Below are 19,221 nucleotides of genomic sequence, written 5' to 3'. Positions count from 1 at the left end.
TCGCCGGACTTCATGGGCTCCTACAGACCGAAACCTCCGCGGGCGTGACCGCGGAGGTTTCGGCTGTGCGGAGGGTGGCTTGTGGCCGGGGCGGGGTTCCCGGCGTGGTGTGGGGCGGTGGTCAGGCGGAGGCGACCTCGCGGACCAGCCTCGAGGTCCAGGGGAGCAGGAAGGCGGACGGCGCGTTCTCGGGTGATGATGCCGCGCGGGTGAGGGTGCGCATCGGCTTCCTTCCGGTCGGGCGAGGTCCTCTGCACCGATGCCCGACAGGAAAACTACATAACGTAGCCATTGAACTACAGAATGCTATCGCGATGTGCCAAGTAGGTAGTACCTACGTAGCCAGAAATAGGTAGTGGTATGGGGATTTATCACATCTCGTCGTCGCGGGATGTGAGCGAGGCTGGTGGCCAAAGCACCAGTTCAGCCCGGAAGTGAGGATCGAGGCTCCGCGCCATGTATAAGCATCAGCCCCCCAAAACCGCCCCCCTACGTTCCCGAACGCGAGGCGAGACGCTTCGCCGCCTACTGCTTGGAGCAGGCATGGGGTCTGCGCTGTCTGGGGATGGTGTGCATGGCCGGCACAGGTTCAAGGTCACGGCGGAGGATGACCGCCTCGCCGGAGCGCGGAGGGTGGCCTCATGGAGGCTCCCGCACAAGCCCAGCTCGGTGCCCAAGGCGCGTCATCTGACCCGTGAACTGCTGATCGACTGGGGATACTCCGGTCAGGGCGATGTCGCCGAACTGCTCGTCAGCGAGCTGGTCACCAACGCGCTGAAATACGTGAAGGGGACCGTCGAACTCAGCTTCACCGCTGAGGACGGGCTGCTGCGCATCGAGGTCGAGGACACCAATCCCGAACTGCCGCAGGCGGGTGCGGCACCCCGCCCGGACGACGAGAGAGGCCACGGGCTCCGCCTGGTCGACATGCTGTCGTGCTGCTGGGGCAGCGTCCGCACCGGCCGGGGCAAGGTCGTCTGGTTCGAACTGCCGGCCTGTGCCATCGCCGAGAGCTGAGCCCGCGAGCCCGCATTCCCGAAAGGCTATGAGAGAGATTCCATGCGTCAGATCCGTGTCCGCAAGCGTCCCGTCCGCACCACCGACCATCGGCCAGATCTGCGGACGCCGTCAGGACGGCGGCTGCCGTACTGATCCATGAGCCATGGTGAAACCCCCTCAGAGGAACGCCGGAGCCGATCGGTCACCGCCGAGATCGGCCCGGCGTTCCCTCTGATCTTCGGGCACCGGTCATTCGGTGTCGGACTGCTTGATCGCGTAGGTGATCGCCCGCTCCACCCCGAGCCGCGACCCCTGGCGGAAGACCGCCGAGAACGCCCGTCCACCCAGTTCCGCACGTGCCCGCGCCATGCACTGCTCGTGCCCGCGTACGTGCGGGAACAGCCGGGACGGCGAGGCGCCCATCGCCCGCCACAGCGGGTGGGCGGTGCCGAGTATCCGGGCCGCGCGCTCATACAGGCCCTGCGCGCAGGCGGTCCAGGCCAGGACCTCCAGGCATTGCGTGAGGCCCCACCGGTCGTTGATCAAGCTCCGCAACTCGGCCGCCTCCCTCATCAGGGACTCGGTCCTGCGCCAGTCACCCTGGTTCCACGCGGCGATGCCCAAGGCGAACAGCGCGTACCCGCGTGACACCTGAGCGTGCCGCGTCTCGCACAGCGCGAGGAACCGCTCGCTCAGGCTGATGCCGAGCTCCGGGACCTCGGCCGAGCCATAGACGGCGGCGTAGAAGAGATTGATGCTGGCGGCGTCGATGTCTCCGGCGGCCAGGTGTTCGGCGCGCGCTTTCTCCAGGAGTTCGAGGCCCTGCTTGGGGTCACCTGCCGAGAACGCGGCGATGCCCGACACCTGGGTGGCGAACGCGAGAGCCGACCGGTCGCCCAGCCGCCGGGCCAGGGCATGACATTCCGCGAGCCGCGGCATGGCCGCCTTCAGATCGCCCTGATGGAGGGCCAGCAGGCCGTCGACCCACAGGGCCTTGGCCCGCGTGCTGTTCGCTTCCGGCAGGAGTTGCAGGCCACGCTCCAGCCAGTGCCGGCCTTCGGTGATGGAACCGGCGATGATCCAGAAGACCCACAGCGCCGAGGCGATCTCCAGCCCCACGGCGGCCCGGGCCGCCCGGCCGAAGCACAGGTCGAGCGCCACGCGCACGTTGGGACTGTCCAACTGCAGTGTCCTGAAGCCTTCGAGCTGATGGGGAGAGAGCCGCTCCAGCCGGTGCCGATCGACCACCTGCCGGTAATACTCGACGTATCGGCTGCCCAGCTTCTGCGTCTCGGCGGAGGTCAGCCGCTCACGGCCGTACGCGCGGATGCTGTCGAGCATGTGGTAGCGCACCCCGACCTCTCGCTGCTGCGCGATGAGCACGGATTTGTCCACCAAACCGGCGGTCAGCTCCATGACATCCGGCTGGTCGATCTCCGCTCCCGAGCAGATCGCCTCCGCCGCCTCCAGGTCGACGCCACCGGCGAACATCGACAGCCGGCTCCACAACCGCCGCTCGGCCCCGGAACACAGCCCGAAACTCCAGTCCAGGGTCCCGCGCAGCGACTGATGCCGTGGCAGCGCGGAGCGGGCGTGCTCGGCCGGCACCTCGAAGTGCTGGTCCAGTTCCCGCATCAGCTGCTCCACCGGCGTCGTACGCAGCCGTACCGCGGCCAGCTCGATCGCCAGCGGGATGCCCTCAAGGCGCTGGGCCAGCCGGGCCACGGTCTCGGCGTTGCCCGCGTCGACGGCGAACTCGGGTTGTACCTGAGCCGCTCGCTCCACGAACAGGCGGACCGCGTCGCGGCGGAGGATGTCGCGTACCGCGGTGCCGGAATCAGGCACCGACAGCGGCGGCACGTTCAGCACCTGCTCGCCGTACACGCCGAGCGCCTGCCGGCTGGTCGCCAGGATCCGCAGTCGCGGGGCGCCGCGCAGCAGGCCGCTCGTCAGGCGGGCGCACGCCTCCAGGAGGTGCTCGCAGTTGTCCAGCACCAGCAGCATCCGTCTGTCGGCCAGATAGTTCACCAGCGTGGTCATGGAGGAGGGGGCCATCTCCCGCAGGCCGAGCGCGGCGGCGACGGTCGGCTCCAGCAGCTCGCCGTCCTCGAGGGAGGCCAGCTCGACCAGCTCCACCCCGTGCGCGAACGTCCGCCGCAGGGCCTTGGCCGCCTGCACGGCCAGCCGGGTCTTGCCGACTCCACCGGTGCCCGTCAGGGTCAGCAACCGCGTGCCGGTCAGCATGCGCCGCACAGCCGACAGCTCGTGCCTGCGCCCGATGAGGCTGGGTACGTCTACTGATGGACTCGACATGGTCGGCTCTTGGTGCCTGTCACCACCACATTCACCCCGTGTGGTAGGCGGGTCACCTCATGCTTCGGTAACCGCGCCATCACCACCAGGCTATGTCCACGCCTCCAGATGCACCACCGCGCTCCCGGCTCTGTGCGCAGGAATCGGCCTGGGCATAACCTGGAGAGTGAGAGGCCCGGATATCGCGCTGTGGTGACCTGCTGACGGGCCGACAAGAGGGCGTCGATGGCAACGGTGGTGGCAGGCAACTCCCGGCGGCAGCAGATCGGCTGGCTGCCGGCCGAGGTGACGAGTTTCGTCGGACGTCGGCACGAGGTGGCCGAGGTCAAACAGCTCCTGTCCACATCCCGCGCGGTGACCCTGCTCGGCGTCGGTGGGGTGGGCAAGACCCGGCTGGCCTTGCGCGTGGGGATCGAGGTGCGGCGGGCCTTCCGCGACGGCGTGTGGCTGGTCGAACTCGCCGCGCTGACGGATCCGGACCTGCTCGCCCAGGTCGTGGCCGAGGCCCTGGAGATTCGCGATCATACCGTCTGTTCGCCCATGCAGGTGCTCATCAGCCACCTGCGCGACAAGCAGGCGCTGGTGATCCTCGACAACTGCGAGCACCTGGTCTACGAGTGTGCCGTGGTGGCCGAGACGCTCCTTCGTGCCGCCCCTGAGCTGCGCATCCTGGCCACCAGCCGGCACGCGTTGGGGATCACCGGCGAGCAGACGCTGCCCGTGCCGACGCTTCCGCTGCCGGTCTCCGACAGCCCGGGGATGCCCATCGAGGCGCTCATGCAGTGCGACGCGCTGCAGCTGTTCACGGAGCGGGCCCGGGCGATCCTGCCGGCGTTCGCCATCACCGAGGACAACCGGGACGCCGTGCTGCGGATCTGCCGCCGGTTGGACGGTCTGCCACTCGCCATCGAACTGGCGGCCGTCCGGCTGCGGGCGCTGTCGGTCAAGCAGCTGCTCGACCGTCTGGACGACCGGTTCCGGCTGCTCACCGCGGGGTCGCGGGCGACGCTGCCCCGCCACCAGACGCTCCGCGCGATGATCGACTGGAGCTTCAGCCTGTGTTCGGAGCGGGAGCGGCTGCTGTGGGAGCGCGCGTCGGTGTTCGCCGGCAGCCTGGATCTGGAGGCGGCGGAGGCGGTCTGCGCCGGCGAGGGCATCAGCCGCGATGAGGTCATCGACCTGGTGATCGGCCTGGTCGACAAGTCCGTCTTCCTCCGGGAGGAGCAGCGTCCCGGCGTGAGGTACCGGCTCCTGGACACGATCCGTGAGTACGGCCGTGAACGGCTCATCGCCGCGGGCCAGGAGATGGCGCTGCAACAGCGACACCGTGACTATTACCGGGCACTGGCGGCGCGGGCGCGGGCGGAGTTGTTCGGGCCGTCGCAGGTGACCTGGTTCACCCGGCTGCAGCTCGAACACGCCAACCTGCGTACCGCGATCGAAAGCTACTACGGCGACCCGGCGGAGGCCGGGGCCGGCCTGGGCATGGCCGCCGACCTGCTCTATCACTGGATCACCAGTTACTACCTCGCCGAGGGCCGGCGGTGGCTGGACCGGGGGCTGGCCCTGGACACCGAACCGAGCGAGGTACGCGCCAGGGCGCTGTGGGCCAACAGCTGGCTGGCCATCATCCAGGCCGACATCAACTCCGCCACGACCATGCTGGACGAGAGCCGGGTCCTGGGGGAGCAACTGGGGGACGAGCTGGTCCGCGGCTACGTCGCGCTCTATTCGGGCATGATCGCCATGTACAGCGGTGACACCGAATCGGCGATCGGTCTCTACGAGGAGGCGGTGACGCGGCACGGCACCACCAAGGACCCCGTCGGTCTGGCCCTGGCCCTCATCCGGCTGTCCCTCGCGCACTCGTACCTGGGCGACTCGGCGCAGGCCATCTCGCTGGGCGAAGAATGCCTGGCCGTGTGCGACGCCCACGGGGAGGGCTGGCACAAGGCGTACACGATGATGGCGCTCGGCGTGGAGGTGTGGCGGCAGGGAGACCTCCAGCGCGCGACCGAACTCGAGAAGCAGAGCCTGATCTTCAACCGCTCGCTCGACGATCCGCTGGGCGTCGGGGTCAATCTCGAGGTGCTGGCCTGGATCGCCGCGACGGAGAAGCACTACCAGCGGGCCGCCCGGCTGCTGGGGATCCTGGAGACCGTCTGGCGGTCGATCGGCGCGCCGCTGTCTGGATTCGGGCACCTGGTGCGCTATCACGATGAATGCGAGAGTCGTACGCGCAATGCTCTTGGAGACTCGGCCTTCGACTCCGCGGTCAGGAAAGGGGGCCGGCTCTCCTACGACGAGGCGCTCGGCTACGCACTACAGGAGGACACTCCTCCCGACGAGAAGGCACAGACGGAGCCGGCGCGGCTCACCCGCCGTGAGCGGGAGATCGCCGCGCTGGTCGCCCAGGGGATGACCAACAAGCAGATCGCCGCGGCGCTGGTGATCGCCCAGCGCACCGCCGAGGCGCACATCGAGCACATCCTCAACAAACTCGGCTTCAACTCACGCGCCCAGATCGCCGTGTGGTTCGGGGATCAGGCCCGAGCCGCGGATGAAGAGTCCGGAGACGCACGCGGGTGACCGAATCTGGTGGTTCGTCGGCCCCTGGGGGGTTTCGGGTCACCTGTCCGCAGCGTAGCTTGCTGTCGTTGGGCATAATCAAAGAGCTAATCGACCGGTGGAGGATGCAACGCATGAGTGACGAGGCCCGGTGGTCCGCAGGTATCGATTCCAGCACACCAAACCTCGCCCGGATGCATGATTACTTCATCGGTGGCAAGGACAACTTCGCCGTCGACCGGGAGGCGGCGGAGGCGGTGCTGGCCACCGCGCCGGAAGTGCGCGTCATGGCGCAGGAGCATCAGGCGTTCCACGTACGCGTGATCCGGTTTCTCGTGGAGCAGGGCATCACCCAGTTCATCAACCTGGGCTCGGGGCTCCCCAGCGACCTCAACACGCACGAACTGGCCCGATCCCTCACCCCTGACGCCCGTGTGGTCTATGTCGACACCGACCCGGTGGTGCTCACTCACGGCAGGGCGATCCTCGCCAAGGGGCCCAGGACGGCCGTCGTCAAGGGCGGCATCACGCATCCCACCGAACTGCTCGCCGACCCCGATCTGCGAGAGGTGATCGACCTCGATCGGCCGGTGGCGGTGCTGCTGTTCGGCGTCCTGCAGTACATCCCGGACAGCAGCCACCCTTTCCAGCGCGTGGCCGAGCTGCGGGACGCGTTACCGGCTGGCAGCCACATCGTCATCACGCATGTCGTCTTCGACTCCCGCCCGGAGGCCGCGGAGCCGATCGTCAACGTCTACCGCAAGATGCTGGGCCACGCCGATGGCGGCGCCCGTACCCGCGAGACGGTGCTGCCCTTCTTCGACGGACTCGACCTGGTCGAGCCCGGTCTGGTGTACGTCCGTGAGTGGCGGCCCGACAGCCCCTTCCTGTCCGAGAGGTCGGACAAGGCGTGGGTGATCGTAGGCGTCGGCCGCAAGGCCGGGCCACCGCCTCGCCCCTAGTTCAGCGCCGGTCGAAGGTCAGGTGCAGCTCGGCCGGGCTGCCGAAGGGCACGCCGGCCTGACGCGGGATGTCGGCGCCCTCCTCAAGCCGGAGGTTCGTCGCCTGCTTGAGCAGTTCCTCGAAGGCGATCATCAGTTGAATCCGGGCGAAGTGCTGGCCGAGGCAGCGATGCACACCCGCCCCGAACGCCAGGTGCGGGTTGAGGTGCCGGTCGAAGACCAGTTCGTCGGGGCGGTCGAAGCGCGCGGCATCGCGATTGCCCGAGTAGAACTGCACGACGACCCGATCTCCCGGTTTCAGCGGGGTCCCGGCGAGTTCGGTGTCCTGAGTCACCGTTCGGGCCATGAACGCCACGGTCGTCTCGAAGCGCAGGAACTCATCCAGCGGCCCGCGCCACCAGTCCGGGGTCCGCAGGATCGGCTCGACATCCTCGCGGGTGGCCAGATGGTAGGCGATGTTGACGATCGCGCCACGTGTCGTGTCCAGGCCGCCGAGCAGCAGCGTGGTGACGATCGCCACTTGCTCCCCGGCGGTCAGGGGGCGCCCGTCGATGCTCGCCCCGGCCAGGGCGCCGAGGACATTCCGGTCGTCCGCCGACCGGTCGCCTGCCTCGGCGACCGCCTCTATCGCGAGCAGGGCGACCGCTTCGAACGTCTCGGGCGTGCTCTCTAACGCACACCGCTTGACCGCCGCCACCCCCCGCCTCATCAGCTCCAGGTTGTCGGTGGCGAAGACGACCCGCGCCAGTGACCCGGCGATGAAGGGCACCGCGTAGTCACGCGCCATCTCCACCCGGCCGTCGCCGATGAATCCCGCTATGGCGTCCCGGGCGATCTCGCGCAGCTGCTCCTCGTGGCGGAGCAGGAACGAGCGCGAGAAGTACCGGTCGAGGAATCTGCGGTACTGACGGTGATCCGGCGGGTCGACGTCCAGCGGGATCAGGCGGACCGGTACGCCGCGCAGCCCCGGCTGCGCCGAACTGAAGATCGCCGGTCGCAGGCAGACCGTGCGGACATCCTCGTAGCGGGTGACCAGGTAGTAACCACCGTCGCTGCGCGTGTGCACGACCGGGCATTCCTTGCGCGCGACGGCCAGCGCCTCAAGGAGATGCTCGCGCTGGTCATCGGCGAACAGATCGATGTTCGCCAGGACGTCCGCTGCCGATGCGGTCATCTTTCCTCCACAAGGCGCAGGCTCACACACCCGTCATTAGACCGCGTAGCGACCATTTGACCAAGTGCGTGAATCGACAACCATGTACGGCCCGGCGGCATCTAAAGCTTCGGACGATCTACCTAAACACCAACGAAAGGCTGCAACGTGCGCACTCTTTCCAGGACTCTCGCCACCGGAGCGCTCGTCACCGCACTGTCCGCCGCGGTCGTGGTACCCGCCTCCGCTGCCGCCGCTCCCGGCCGCCAGCTCAAGAACGCCGCTACCGGACTATGCCTGGCCGTCGGCAAGAGCGAGGTGAAGAAGGGGAAGCGGGTCATCCAGTGGTCGTGCAACGGGCTCAAGGACCAGCAGTGGATCTACTCGCACCACAAACTCGTGAACGCCAAGACGGGCATGTGCCTCGCGATCGCCCACGGTGACCGGCGGAAGGGCAAGTACGTGATCCAGTGGCCGTGCACCGACGGCGGAATCGAGCAGGAATGGGCCTACGACGACTACCAGCGGTTCCAGAACAGGGCCACCGGATTGTGCCTGGCCATCGGCAAGAGCGAGGCCAGGAAGGGCAAATGGGCGATCCAGTGGACCTGCAAGACCATCGCCGACCAGGCCTGGTACATGCAGTAGCCTGACCGGCCGCCCGGTTGTAGTGGGCTTAGGGACGCCCTAGAGGGGAAGACCGGACGCACGGGGCCCGACAATCAGTCAGCGGGGGCGTCATGGTCACTTCGCGAGGCGTCTTCAGACGCAAACCGGTGGAACAGATCGCCACCGAACACGAGGGCGAACTGTCCAGGTCACTCGGCCTGTGGCAGCTCACCGCCATCGGGGTCGGCGGCATCATCGGGGCGGGGATCTTCGCCTTGGCGGGCGCGGTCGCCAACCAGACCGCTGGACCGGCCGTGCTCGTGTCGTTCCTCATCGCCGGGGTCGCCAGCGCCGCCGCGGCGCTCTCGTACGCCGAGTTCGCGGGAATGATCCCGAAGGCGGGGTCCGCCTACACCTACGGCTACGCGGTCCTGGGGGAGATCGTCGGCTGGTTCATCGGCTGGGACCTGCTGCTGGAGTACACCGCGATCGTCGCGGTCGTGGCCATCGGCATCTCCGGCTACTTCGGCTTCCTCGTCCAGCAGTTCGGGTTCCAACTGCCCGCGTGGATGCTCGGTGCGCCCGGCACCGGTCAGGGGCACGTGGTGGACCTGTTCGCGGTGCTCTTGTGCCTGCTCATCGCCTGCCTGCTGAACCTCGGCATCAAAGCCGCGGCCAGGTTCGAGACGATCGTGGTGGGCATCAAGATCGCCGTCGTGCTGCTGGTGATCGTGGTCGGCGCCCTCCACATCAACCCCGCCAACTACCACCCCTTCTTCCCGTTCGGGGTAGGCGGGGCGATCACCGGGGCCGCCACCGTGTTCTTCGCGGTGTTCGGCTACGACGCGATGAGCACCGCGGCCGAGGAATCGCGGGACGCGCGGCGGCACATGCCGAAGGCGATCGTCTACTCGCTGATCATCTCCATGGTGCTGTACGTGCTGGCCACACTCGTGCTCACCGGCATGCAGAACTACCGGGACATCGACCCGGAGAGCGGCTTCTCCTCGGCGTTCGCCTCGGTCGGGCTGTCCGGGCTGGCGTCCCTGATCGCGGTGGGGGCGATCATCGGCATCCTCACGGTCATGTTCACCTTCATGCTCGGCGTCACCCGGGTCTGGTTCTCGATGAGCCGGGACGGGCTGCTGCCGCAGTGGTTCGCCAAGCTGCACCCGGTGCGGCGGGTGCCGTCGCGGGTCACCTGGATCGTGGGCTTCGCCTCGGCGGCGATCGCCGGGTTCCTGCCCATCCGGGAGGCGGCCGAGCTGACGAACATCGGGATCCTGCTGGCGTTCGTGGTCGTCTGCGTGGCGGTGATCGTGCTCCGCTACCGGCAGCCCGACCTGCCCCGCGCGTTCAGGACGCCGGGAATGCCGGTGACACCGGCCGTCGGGGTGATCTTCAGCATCTGGCTGATCACTTTCCTGGAGCCGGTCACGTGGCTGCGGTTCCTCGTCTGGTTCGTGATCGGGCTGATCGTGTACTTCGCTTACGGCCGCCGGCACTCTGTGCTGGAGTCGCACTAGATCACATCAAACAGCCCCGGACTCAGGTGAGTCCGGGGCGGTGAGAGCGTGGTGGACGATACTGGGATTGAACCAGTGACCTCTTCCGTGTCAGGGAAGCGCTCTCCCGCTGAGCTAATCGTCCATATCGAGTTAGAAAACTCCGAGCGGAAGACGGGATTCGAACCCGCGACCCTCACCTTGGCAAGGTGATGCTCTACCACTGAGCCACTTCCGCGTGGCGCCACACTTAACTTTAGCGGACCCGGGAGGGTCCGCTGTCCTGCGACCGAGGTGGAGACGGGATTTGAACCCGTGTAGACGGCTTTGCAGGCCGCTGCCTCGCCTCTCGGCCACTCCACCAGGAGATTGCACTCCGAGCGGAAGACGGGATTCGAACCCGCGACCCTCACCTTGGCAAGGTGATGCTCTACCACTGAGCCACTTCCGCGTGTTTCCGGCGATGACCGGCCACGGGAAAACCATATCGCCTTCGGAGAGTGCACGTGCGCGGTGCGCGGGCGCGCGGGTGAGATTCAGCGGGTCACTCGGACATCCTTGGCCATGACGTACATGACCCGGTGGCCGAACTGGATCTGGTGGTAGCGGATCTTGCCCTTGACCATGACGTGCCCGGCCGGGTTGAAGGATTTCGCCGCTTGGTAGGAGCCGTGCAGCGTGAGGCCGAGCGAATAGTACTGGCCGGGCTGGATGACGTAGGTGAGCGGGGTCGGGGCCTGGTAGGTGACGCCCCTGCGGCGATAGGCGGGTTCGCCGGGGTAGGCGAGGCCGTACACCTTGACGTGCTTCCTGAGGGGAGTGACCAGCGGGCCTCTCGCCGGGATGGCGTTGGGGGCGGAGTCGGGGTTGTAGAACCAGGCCTTGCCGCCCAGGTACCAGATGGCCGTCCAGTCGCCCGCCCGGCCGGCCACGGCGTAGCGCTGGCCGGTCGAGGCGCGGGCGCTGTGATCGTAGACGCTGTACGTGCTGGGCTTGCCGACGCGTTTGCCGATGTCGTCGACGAGCGGGGCGTCTTCGCGGGGCTCCGTGCGCAGCCATACCGAGGAGGCGCCGTGCGGGGGACAGGGCTTGCCGGCCTTGGCGGGCTTGGTGGCGCAGCCGGTGAACTGCGGCTGATTGGCGTCGTAGCTGGGGCGGATGATGACTGAAGTGCCCTTCTTGGCTGCTTTGAGGGGGCTGCCCAGCAGGTCGAAGTAGTGCGCCCAGTCCCAGTACGGGCCCGGGTCCTCGTGCATGGACGAGAGTGTTGTCGGGTTCGAGCCCGGTACGTTGTCGTGGCCGAGGATGTGTGCGCGGTCGAGTGGAATGTGGTGTTTGGCGGCCAGATATTTCACGAGTTTGGCCGACGCGATGTACATGGCCTCGGTGTACCAGGTGCCGCCTTTGGCCAGGTAGCCCTCGTGTTCGATGCCGATGGAGCGGGCGTTGACGTCCCAGTTGCCGGAGTGCCAGGCGATGTCCTTTGTGCGTACGTGCTGGGCGACATGTCCGTCGCTGGAGCGGATCGTGTAGTGCCAGCTCACGTACTTCGGGTCGTGCACCATCGACGGGACGCCCGCGTAGGTGCCCTCGGTGTCGTGGATCACGATGTAGTCGATGCGTCTGGGGTGGTTCAGGGTGTCGTGGTTGCCGTAGCCGCCTGTGTCGGTGCGTTTGTAGGCGGCGGGCATCCACTCGCAGGCCAGTGAGGCGGGGCATTCGATGTTCGGGTTTCTGGGTGGGGTGGGGGAACTCGCGCGGCCCTCGCCTGCCGTCGGCTCGTCCGCGTCCGTTTCGGGCGGCGGGGTTGGGTCGCCCTGGGATGCGAACTGCGTCAGGCCGACGGGCCGCCCCGAGCCGGCCGGGGGGCGCGTCTGGTCGGTCGTGGATCGCCCCGGGCTGGTAGCGGGCCGGGGCTGGTCGGTGGTGGGCTGCGCTGGGTCGGCTGTGGGCCGCGTCTGGTCGGGAACGGGTTGCGCTGGGTCGTGTGCTTCGGGTTCGGGGGGAGCTGAGGGGTCTCTGTCGGTTGCGGGTGACGTTGAAGGGGCCAGGTCCGCTGTGCGGCGGGCTGCCGAGCGGCTCGTGACTGTGCCGAGAGTGCTGGGGTCGAGAGTGCTGGGGTCGAGAGTGCTGGGGTCGAGAAGGTTGGGACCGAGCGGGCGGGGGTGGAGCGGGTGGGGGAGCGCGGGTGGGAAGAGGGCGGGGATGGCCGCCAGCCGTACCGGTTGCCCGTCGTCCGTGCGGCGGGTGGCTCCGGTGCGGATCACCGCGAACACCTCGTCGGTGAAGGCGCGAGCCGCCTGCGGGCCGGGCGCGCCCGAGTAGCGGGCGACCGCGTCGTACCAGTCGGCGGGGTTCGCGCTGGGCCGTCGCTGGTAGGAGGCGAGCACGGCGGCGCCGCCCCGGATGTTCGCGGCGGGATCGGTACGCAGTCGCGCGGCCGGCAGCCCGGTGAGCCGCTCCGCGAGCCGCAGCGGCGCGTCCACGAGATGCATCGGCCCGTAACCTCCGGCCACGCTGGGCGCCCCGGCGTTGGCGTCCCACCGGGACTCCAGGTACGACACGCCCAGCAGCACACTCTCCGGCACCCCGTACTCCCGCGCCGCCACCGCGAAGTCACCCTGACGTCTCGCGCCGACCTGATGTCTCGCGTCGCCTCGCTTCGTCGCGTCGGTCTCATACCCGGCGTCGACCTGATGCCCCGCGTCGGTCTGACGTCTCAAGTCGGTCCGATGCTCCACGTCGGCCTGAAGCCCCAGACCGCCCTGGCTCGGCAGCCCAGGAACGGCGACGGTGGACGCGGTGAGACTCACGACGACCCACAGCAACATGGCGACCCCCACGGAACGGCACAGCGACGCTACTCACCGTAACCATTCCCTGTTAAGGGTGTGTCAGACGGGGCGGATGATACGGACGAGGTCGGCGAGGTCGGCGGCGAATTCGGCGTCCAGATCGGTCGGCGAGTCGAGATGGGCCATCAATCGCTGATGCGCGGGAAAGTCGCCCCGGGCCCGGCGTGACCGGATGCCGTCACCGGACGCCGAGAACCGCCCGTTCGCCTCGGACGTCGCGAAACCGAGCACGAACGTGGTGATCAGGCGCTCGATCCTCGGTACGTCGGCGTCGGGCACACCCGCGTCGATCAGCGCCTGGTAGATCAAGTCCACCACCGCGACCGCGTCCGGCGTGATCGAGGGCCGGGCGAACAGCAGCGGGAAGACGCCGGGATGCTCGCGGGCCAGCCGCCTGGTCGCCCAGGCGAACGCCCCGAGCCGCTGATCCCACGTCTCGCCCGGCAGGCCCTGCGGGAGGCTCGTCAGCAACCGCCCGACGAGCCCGTCCAGCAACTCATTCTTGTTGCGGAAATATCCGTAAATGGCCATGGGCGTCACGCCGATGCGCTCGGCGACCGCTCGCATGGTCAGGGCATCGAGCCCGCGCTCGTCGGCGATCGCGAGGGCGGCGTCGAGAATTTCCGGTTGCCGTTCGGTCTTGAGTTTCCGCACCGCGTCAGTCTACGTTGTAGAGCAGTCTACAACGTAGACCAACGGATCAGTCTACAAAGTAGACCGAGAAGGGCAGGGACATGCTCAAGGCGACGGCACTCGTCAAGCGCTTCCATGAGGTGACCGCGCTGGACGGCTTCTGCCTGGAGGTGGAGCCGGGGGAGATCGCGGGCCTGGTCGGCCACAACGGCGCGGGCAAGACGACCTTCTTCGAGATCGCCTCAGGCCTCCTCAGCCCCGAGTCCGGAAATATCGTGGTCAAGGGTCAGGTGGGGGTGGCGCCGCAGCAGCTCGCGCTCTACCCGAGCGTCACCGTCCGCGAGACGCTGCGCTTCTTCGGCGGCCTGGCCGGGCTCCGCCGTACGGCGCTCAAGCAGGCCATCGACCGGATCGCTGAGGAACTGCTGCTGACGGGCGAGCTCGACCGGCGGGTGGGCGTCCTGTCCGGCGGCCAGCAGCGCCGCGCCCAGGCCGCCACCGCGCTGGTCGCCGACCCCGCCGTACTGCTGCTGGACGAACCGACGGTCGGCGCCGACCCTGAGACGCGAGCCGCCCTTCTGGCGGCCGTCCGACATCGGGCGAGCAACGGCGCCACGATCGTCTACGCCACGCACTACCTGCCCGAACTGGCCGAGCTCGGCGCCACGGTCGCGGTCGCCAAGAACGGCCGGGTGATCGCCAGAGGCACCGGCGAAGAGCTGCTCAAGGGTCTGCCGGGCGAGGTGCGGGTGACTCTCGACGGCGACGAGGAGCTCGCCGTCACCACGGTCGACCCCACGGCCGCGCTCGCCGAACTGCTGCGCGGCCTCGACCGGCCGATACGCGCCATCGACATCCGCCAGCCCTCGCTCGACGACCTCTACAAGGAGCTGTCCGATGTCGCGTGACTCGCTCCATCGCATCGCGGTGCTGGTCAGGCACAACGTGCTGCTCCGCAGGCGGGACCCTGCCCACCTGGTCAGCTACCTGGTGATGCCGATGGTGCTCATGCTGGTCTTCAAGTCGATGCTCGGCCGGCCCGTGCAGGTGGTCACCGGGATGCTGGTGATGTTCTCGGTGCTGTCGATGGCCGACGTGGCGACGGCGGTGCTGACCGAGCGCGTCTGGCACACCTGGGACCGGATCAGGGCGACCAGGGCGCGCGTGCCCGAGCTGATCATCGGCAAGACCCTGCCGGTCTTCGCGATCCTGGCCGCCCAGCAGGTCGTCCTGCTCGGCTACGGGATCCTCGCGGTGGGCATGCGGCCCGCGGGGCCGCTCTGGCCGCTCGGGCTGGCCGTCGCCGCGTGGTGCTTCGCCCTGCTCGGCGTGGGTACGGCACTCGCCGCGGTGGTCCGCAGCCACGGCGAGCTCAGCACACTCTGCAACATCGGCGCGTTGTCGGTCAGCGCGCTGGGCGGGGCGCTGGTGCCGTTCGCGCTGATGCCGTCATGGGCGCAGGCCATCGCGCCGTTCTCGCCGGGCTACTGGGCGACGACCATGCTGCAGGCCGCGGTACGCGGTGACGTGCCCGGCACGGCGGGCCCCGCGGCCGTCCTCATCGCCCTCGGCACGGCGGCAGGAGCCTTCGCCTGTCGGCGCCTGGGCCGAGGATGGGGCCGTTCGAGCATGCGGTAGCGCATATCCTGCCCGATTCCGGGCAGGATATTGGCATGTCGCATCCCGGCTGCGTAGTGTCCTCGTCTGTGTCCCCCGCACGTCATCCCTACGAAGACCTCGTCGCCCATCTCGTCAGGACCAGCGGTCTCGGTCCCGGTGAGGCGGCGCGCGTGGTCGCCGACGTGCTGTCGTACTTCTCCGAGCCGGTCGAGGAGTTCGTCCGGCGGCGTCACGGCGAGCTGAAATCCCGCGGCCTCACCAACGACGAGATCTTCCCCCGGGTCGCCGCGGAGCTGCGCGGGCGCCGGGTGGCACCGCCGGAGCTGTCGCTCCGGCAACTGCGCCGGATCGTGTACGGATAAAGGCGCACCGATAAAGACACACGGTAGCTTAAAAGCTACTAAAAGCGCATAAAAGCGAATAAAAACGGACAGAGGAGAGCGTCGGATGTGCGGAATCGTGGCCTATGTCGGTTCGAAGGACGCGGCGCCTATCCTGCTGGAGGGCCTGCAACGGCTGGAATACCGAGGCTACGACTCGGCCGGCGTCGTCGTGTCCAACAAGGGACTCAAGGTACGCAAGGTCAAGGGCAGGGTCGCCGACCTGGCGAAGGTCGTACCCCCGAGGTTCAAGGGCGGTCTCGGCATCGGCCACACGCGGTGGGCCACCCACGGCGTGCCCAGTGACGTCAACGCGCACCCGCACCTGTCGTCCGACGAGCGGATCGCGGTCGTGCACAACGGCATCATCGAGAACGCCAACGAGCTGCGCGCCAAGCTGACCGCCGACGGGGCGGTGTTCGTCTCCGAGACCGACACCGAGGTGCTCGCGCACCTGATCGCCCGTACCGCCGAGGAGACCGACACGCTGGAGGAGGCCGTCAGGAAGGCGCTCAAGAGCATCGTCGGCACGTACGGCATCGCGGTGGTCGACAGCGAGCGGCCCGGCGAGGTGGTGGTGGCCCGCAACGGCAGCCCGATCGTGCTCGGCATCGGCGAGAAGGAGATGTTCGCCGCCTCCGACGTGGCCGCGCTCGTCCGCTACACCCGCCAGGTCGTGCACCTGGAGGACGGCGAGCTGGCCGTGCTCAAGGCCGACGGGTTCCACACCTTCGCCAGCGACGCGCGCGAGACCGCCAAGGAGCCGCTGACCGTCGACTGGGACGCCGGGCACTACGACACCGGCGGCTACGAGCACTACCTGCTCAAGGAGATCTCCGAGCAGCCCGACACGGTCTCGCGCACCATGAGCGGCCGCCTCGACGAGCGCTTCCACATCGCCCACCTGGGCGGCCTGAACATGGACGCCCGCGAGACCCGCTCGTTCCGCCGAGTGAAGATCATCGGCTGCGGCTCCGCGTACTACTCCGGCCAGATCGGCGCCCAGCTCATCGAGGAGCTGGCCCGCATCCCGGCCGACGCCGAGCCGGCCAGCGAGTTCCGCTACCGCAACCCGGTCGTCGACCCCGACACGCTCTACGTCGCGATCAGCCAGTCGGGCGAGACGTACGACACGCTCGCGGCCGTGCAGGAGCTCAAGCGCAAGGGCGGCCGGGTCATCGGCATCGTCAACGCCGTCGGCAGCGCCATCGCCCGCGAGGTCGACGGCGGCGTCTACCTGCACGCCGGGCCCGAGGTCTCGGTCGCCTCGACCAAGGCGTTCACCTCGACGTCACTGGCGTTCGCACTGCTCGCGCTGCACTTCGGCCGGGTGCACGACCTCTCGCCCGCCGACGGCCGCCGCGTCTGCGAGGGCCTGCGCAGGCTGCCCGGCCAGATCGAGGAGATCCTGGCGCAGAGCGACAAGATCGCCGAGCTCGCGCAGAAGTACGCGAACTATCCGAGCATGATGTTCGTCGGCCGGGTCCGCGGTTATCCCGTGGCCCGCGAAGGCGCGCAGAAACTCAAGGAGATCTCGTACGTGCACGCCGAGGCCTATCCCGCCAGCGAGCTCAAGCACGGGCCGCTCGCCCTCATCGGGCCGGAGATGCCGACGGTGGCGATCGTCCCCGACGACGAACTGCTCGACAAGAACCTCACCACGCTCGGCGAGATCCGCGCCCGCGGCGGCAAGGTGCTCATGGTGGGCCACCGCGAACCCGACGCCAAGCTGGCCGACGACGTCATCGTGGTGCCGAAGAACGAGATCGAGCTCGACCCGATCCTGCTCACGATCCCGCTGCAACTGCTGGCGTATCACGCCGCCGTGGCCCTCGGCCGTGATGTGGATAAGCCACGCAATTTGGCTAAGAGCGTCACAGTCGAGTAACTGCTACGACACGGCGGCAACAATAGGCACATAGCCCGTGATAAGTGGACCGGCAGGACTTAAGATCGAAACTGTGCCTGAGTTCCATGCTCACACGCCAAATCTCGCACGAATGTACGATTACATGCTCGGTGGCACAGACAATTACGCCATCGACCGTGAGGCGATCGACCGGCTTGCGGCGCTGATCCCGCAAGCCGTACCCCTCGCGCGTGCCAATCGGGCCTTCCTCCAGCGCGCGGTCCGCTACCTGGTGGACACGGGCATCCGCCAGTTCCTCGACCTGGGCAGCGGGCTGCCCACCCAGGGCAACGTGCACGAGGTAGCGCCGGAGGCGAAAGTCGTCTACGTCGACCGTGACCCGGTCGTCGCCACGCACGCCAGGGCGCTGCTGGAGCAGGCGGGCCGGGCCGTCTTCGTCCAGGCCGACCTGCTCGACCCCGACGAGGTGCTGGCTCAGGCCGCCCGCTTCCTCGACCTGAACGAGCCGGTGGGCGTGCTGCTGGTCTCGATCCTGCACTTCCTCCCGGACGCCCGCGACCCGGGCAAGATGGTGACCAGGCTGCGCGAGGCGGTGGCGCCCGGCAGCCATCTGGTGCTCACCCACGCGACCTCGCGGGGGCGGTTCGACGAGGGCACGGCGGCGCTCTACCGGCCCACGTCGGCCGGGGCCGGCACCGACCGGACCCCAAGGGAGATCCGGGCGTTCTTCGGGGACTTCGAACTGGTCGAGCCGGGCCTGGTGCACGCCCCCGACTGGCGTCCCGACCGGCCCAGGCTGGTCAGCGAGCCCTCGCTGCCCTCGTACCTGCTCGTCGGCGTCGGCCAGAAGCACTCCTAGAAGCAACGCCGTTCAGTTAGGGCGGGGCTCTGTTCGTCAAAGCCTGTGAACGAGGGAGCGGAGCTGCTGTAGAAGAGGTCTGTCACTCCAAGACATCCTCACTACAGGAGCTCCGCTGTTGGAACAGGTTGCCATAACCAGGACGGTCCGGGTAGCGGGTGGGGCTTTTGCTCCGGGACATATCGGGGAGCTGACCCGGATCATCCCGTTTGAGATGGTCGATGAGGTGCTGGGGGCCGCTGGGGCGATGCAGCGCCGGGTCCGGCTGGTGCCGGCACGGGTCACGGTGTATCTGCTGCTGGCTGGTGCGTTGTTCGCCGGGCTGGGCTATCGGCAGGTCTTCGACCGGTTGTGCGCCGGTCTGGCGGGGCTGGCGCCGGTTCGCCCCAGTGGCAGTGCTCTTCGGCAGGCTCGTCAGCGGCTGGGGGTGGTGCCGTTGAAGGCGCTGTTCGACCTGGTGCGTGGCCCGGTGGCCACGATCGCTGCCGCCGGGCGATGGCGGGGGCTGAGGGTGGTCGCGGTCGATGGCACGCTGCTGCCGGTTCCGGACAGCCCGGCCAACCTCGCGGTGTTCACCCGGCAGCGGTGCAACAACGGGACCTCGGGATATCCGCAGCTGCGTCTGACCGCGCTGGTGGCCTGCGGGACACGGGCGGTGATCGGGGCGGTGTTCGGGGCGGTGTTCGGCCCGGCCACGCTCGGTGAGCTGGAGTACGCCCGCCGCCTGGCCACCGATCTTCGGGCCGGGATGCTGCTGCTGGGCGACCGGAACTTCGCTGCCGTCGACCTGTTGAACCATCTGGCCGCCACCGGTGCCGAGCTGCTGGTGCGCTGCAAGTCCGGCCGGTTGCTGCCGCCGGTGGCCCGCTGCCGCGACGGCTCGACGCTGGCCCGC

The 19,221-nt window shown here is 68.4% G+C and carries 15 protein-coding genes and 4 tRNA genes; 11 read left to right on the top strand and 8 right to left on the bottom strand.

The window, feature by feature from the left end:
- Positions 1-633 precede the first annotated feature (633 nt).
- Positions 634-1,017, top strand: a complete 384-nt coding sequence (locus AB0B91_RS00095) for an ATP-binding protein (protein WP_358312303.1) — start codon at positions 634-636, stop codon at positions 1,015-1,017.
- 231 nt (positions 1,018-1,248) lie between these two features.
- On the opposite strand, the gene AB0B91_RS00090 is transcribed toward AB0B91_RS00095, so the two are convergent.
- Positions 1,249-3,312: an NB-ARC domain-containing protein gene (locus tag AB0B91_RS00090; RefSeq protein WP_358312301.1), complete on the bottom strand. Its 2,064-nt coding sequence runs from the start codon at positions 3,310-3,312 to the stop codon at positions 1,249-1,251.
- Positions 3,313-3,537: 225 nt separating this feature from the next.
- On the opposite strand from AB0B91_RS00090, the gene AB0B91_RS00085 reads away from it, so the two are divergent.
- A complete protein-coding gene (locus AB0B91_RS00085; protein WP_358312298.1) occupies positions 3,538-5,901 on the top strand; it encodes a LuxR C-terminal-related transcriptional regulator in 2,364 nt (787 codons plus the stop codon).
- 104 nt (positions 5,902-6,005) lie between these two features.
- Positions 6,006-6,842, top strand: a complete 837-nt coding sequence (locus tag AB0B91_RS00080; protein ID WP_358312295.1) for an SAM-dependent methyltransferase — start codon at positions 6,006-6,008, stop codon at positions 6,840-6,842.
- 1 nt (position 6,843) lies between these two features.
- Here AB0B91_RS00080 and AB0B91_RS00075 read toward each other — a convergent pair whose 3' ends face one another.
- Positions 6,844-8,016, bottom strand: coding sequence for a cytochrome P450 (locus AB0B91_RS00075; protein ID WP_358312292.1), 1,173 nt, complete (start codon positions 8,014-8,016; stop codon positions 6,844-6,846).
- A gap of 147 nt (positions 8,017-8,163) precedes the next feature.
- Here AB0B91_RS00075 and AB0B91_RS00070 point away from each other — a divergent pair, with 147 nt between their 5' ends.
- Complete coding sequence (locus AB0B91_RS00070; RefSeq protein ID WP_358312289.1) at positions 8,164-8,643, top strand: RICIN domain-containing protein; 480 nt, start codon at positions 8,164-8,166, stop codon at positions 8,641-8,643.
- Between the two features lie 128 nt (positions 8,644-8,771).
- Positions 8,772-10,130 (top strand): amino acid permease, encoded by a 1,359-nt coding sequence (locus tag AB0B91_RS00065; RefSeq protein ID WP_358312286.1) that lies wholly within the window; start codon positions 8,772-8,774, stop codon positions 10,128-10,130.
- A 49-nt stretch (positions 10,131-10,179) separates the two neighbouring features.
- Here AB0B91_RS00065 and AB0B91_RS00060 read toward each other — a convergent pair.
- The 6 genes from AB0B91_RS00060 to AB0B91_RS00035 all read right to left on the bottom strand — a co-directional run bounded on the left by AB0B91_RS00060 (position 10,180) and on the right by AB0B91_RS00035 (position 13,618).
- Positions 10,180-10,254: transfer RNA gene (locus tag AB0B91_RS00060), tRNA-Val, on the bottom strand.
- Between the two features lie 21 nt (positions 10,255-10,275).
- A tRNA-Gly gene (locus AB0B91_RS00055) sits at positions 10,276-10,347 on the bottom strand.
- A 54-nt stretch (positions 10,348-10,401) separates the two neighbouring features.
- A tRNA-Cys gene (locus AB0B91_RS00050) sits at positions 10,402-10,472 on the bottom strand.
- Between the two features lie 16 nt (positions 10,473-10,488).
- A tRNA-Gly gene (locus AB0B91_RS00045) sits at positions 10,489-10,560 on the bottom strand.
- 85 nt (positions 10,561-10,645) lie between these two features.
- Positions 10,646-12,940, bottom strand: coding sequence for an N-acetylmuramoyl-L-alanine amidase (locus AB0B91_RS00040; RefSeq protein WP_358312283.1), 2,295 nt, complete (start codon positions 12,938-12,940; stop codon positions 10,646-10,648).
- Positions 12,941-13,003: 63 nt separating this feature from the next.
- Positions 13,004-13,618, bottom strand: coding sequence for a TetR/AcrR family transcriptional regulator (locus AB0B91_RS00035; protein WP_358312280.1), 615 nt, complete (start codon positions 13,616-13,618; stop codon positions 13,004-13,006).
- 80 nt (positions 13,619-13,698) lie between these two features.
- Here AB0B91_RS00035 and AB0B91_RS00030 point away from each other — a divergent pair, with 80 nt between their 5' ends.
- The 6 genes from AB0B91_RS00030 to AB0B91_RS00005 all read left to right on the top strand — a co-directional run.
- On the top strand, positions 13,699-14,505 hold the full coding sequence (locus AB0B91_RS00030; RefSeq protein ID WP_358312277.1) for an ABC transporter ATP-binding protein: 807 nt from the start codon (positions 13,699-13,701) through the stop codon (positions 14,503-14,505).
- On the top strand, positions 14,495-15,235 hold the full coding sequence (locus AB0B91_RS00025) for an ABC transporter permease (protein ID WP_358312274.1): 741 nt from the start codon (positions 14,495-14,497) through the stop codon (positions 15,233-15,235). Before AB0B91_RS00030 ends, AB0B91_RS00025 begins: the two co-directional genes overlap by 11 nt.
- Before the next feature lie 35 nt (positions 15,236-15,270).
- Positions 15,271-15,579, top strand: coding sequence for a hypothetical protein (locus AB0B91_RS00020; protein ID WP_358312271.1), 309 nt, complete (start codon positions 15,271-15,273; stop codon positions 15,577-15,579).
- An 85-nt stretch (positions 15,580-15,664) separates the two neighbouring features.
- Positions 15,665-17,485: a glutamine--fructose-6-phosphate transaminase (isomerizing) gene (glmS, locus tag AB0B91_RS00015; protein WP_358312268.1), complete on the top strand. Its 1,821-nt coding sequence runs from the start codon at positions 15,665-15,667 to the stop codon at positions 17,483-17,485.
- 37 nt (positions 17,486-17,522) lie between these two features.
- Positions 17,523-18,326 (top strand): SAM-dependent methyltransferase, encoded by an 804-nt coding sequence (locus AB0B91_RS00010; protein ID WP_358312265.1) that lies wholly within the window; start codon positions 17,523-17,525, stop codon positions 18,324-18,326.
- A gap of 118 nt (positions 18,327-18,444) precedes the next feature.
- On the top strand, positions 18,445-19,221 hold a 777-nt coding region (locus tag AB0B91_RS00005), incomplete at its 3' end, for an IS4 family transposase (RefSeq protein ID WP_358312262.1).

Origin of the sequence: Nonomuraea sp. NPDC049141, from assembly GCF_040648415.1 — a bacterium.
Classification (GTDB): Bacteria; Actinomycetota; Actinomycetes; order Streptosporangiales; family Streptosporangiaceae; genus Nonomuraea.
This window is presented reverse-complemented; position numbering and strand designations above follow the sequence as displayed.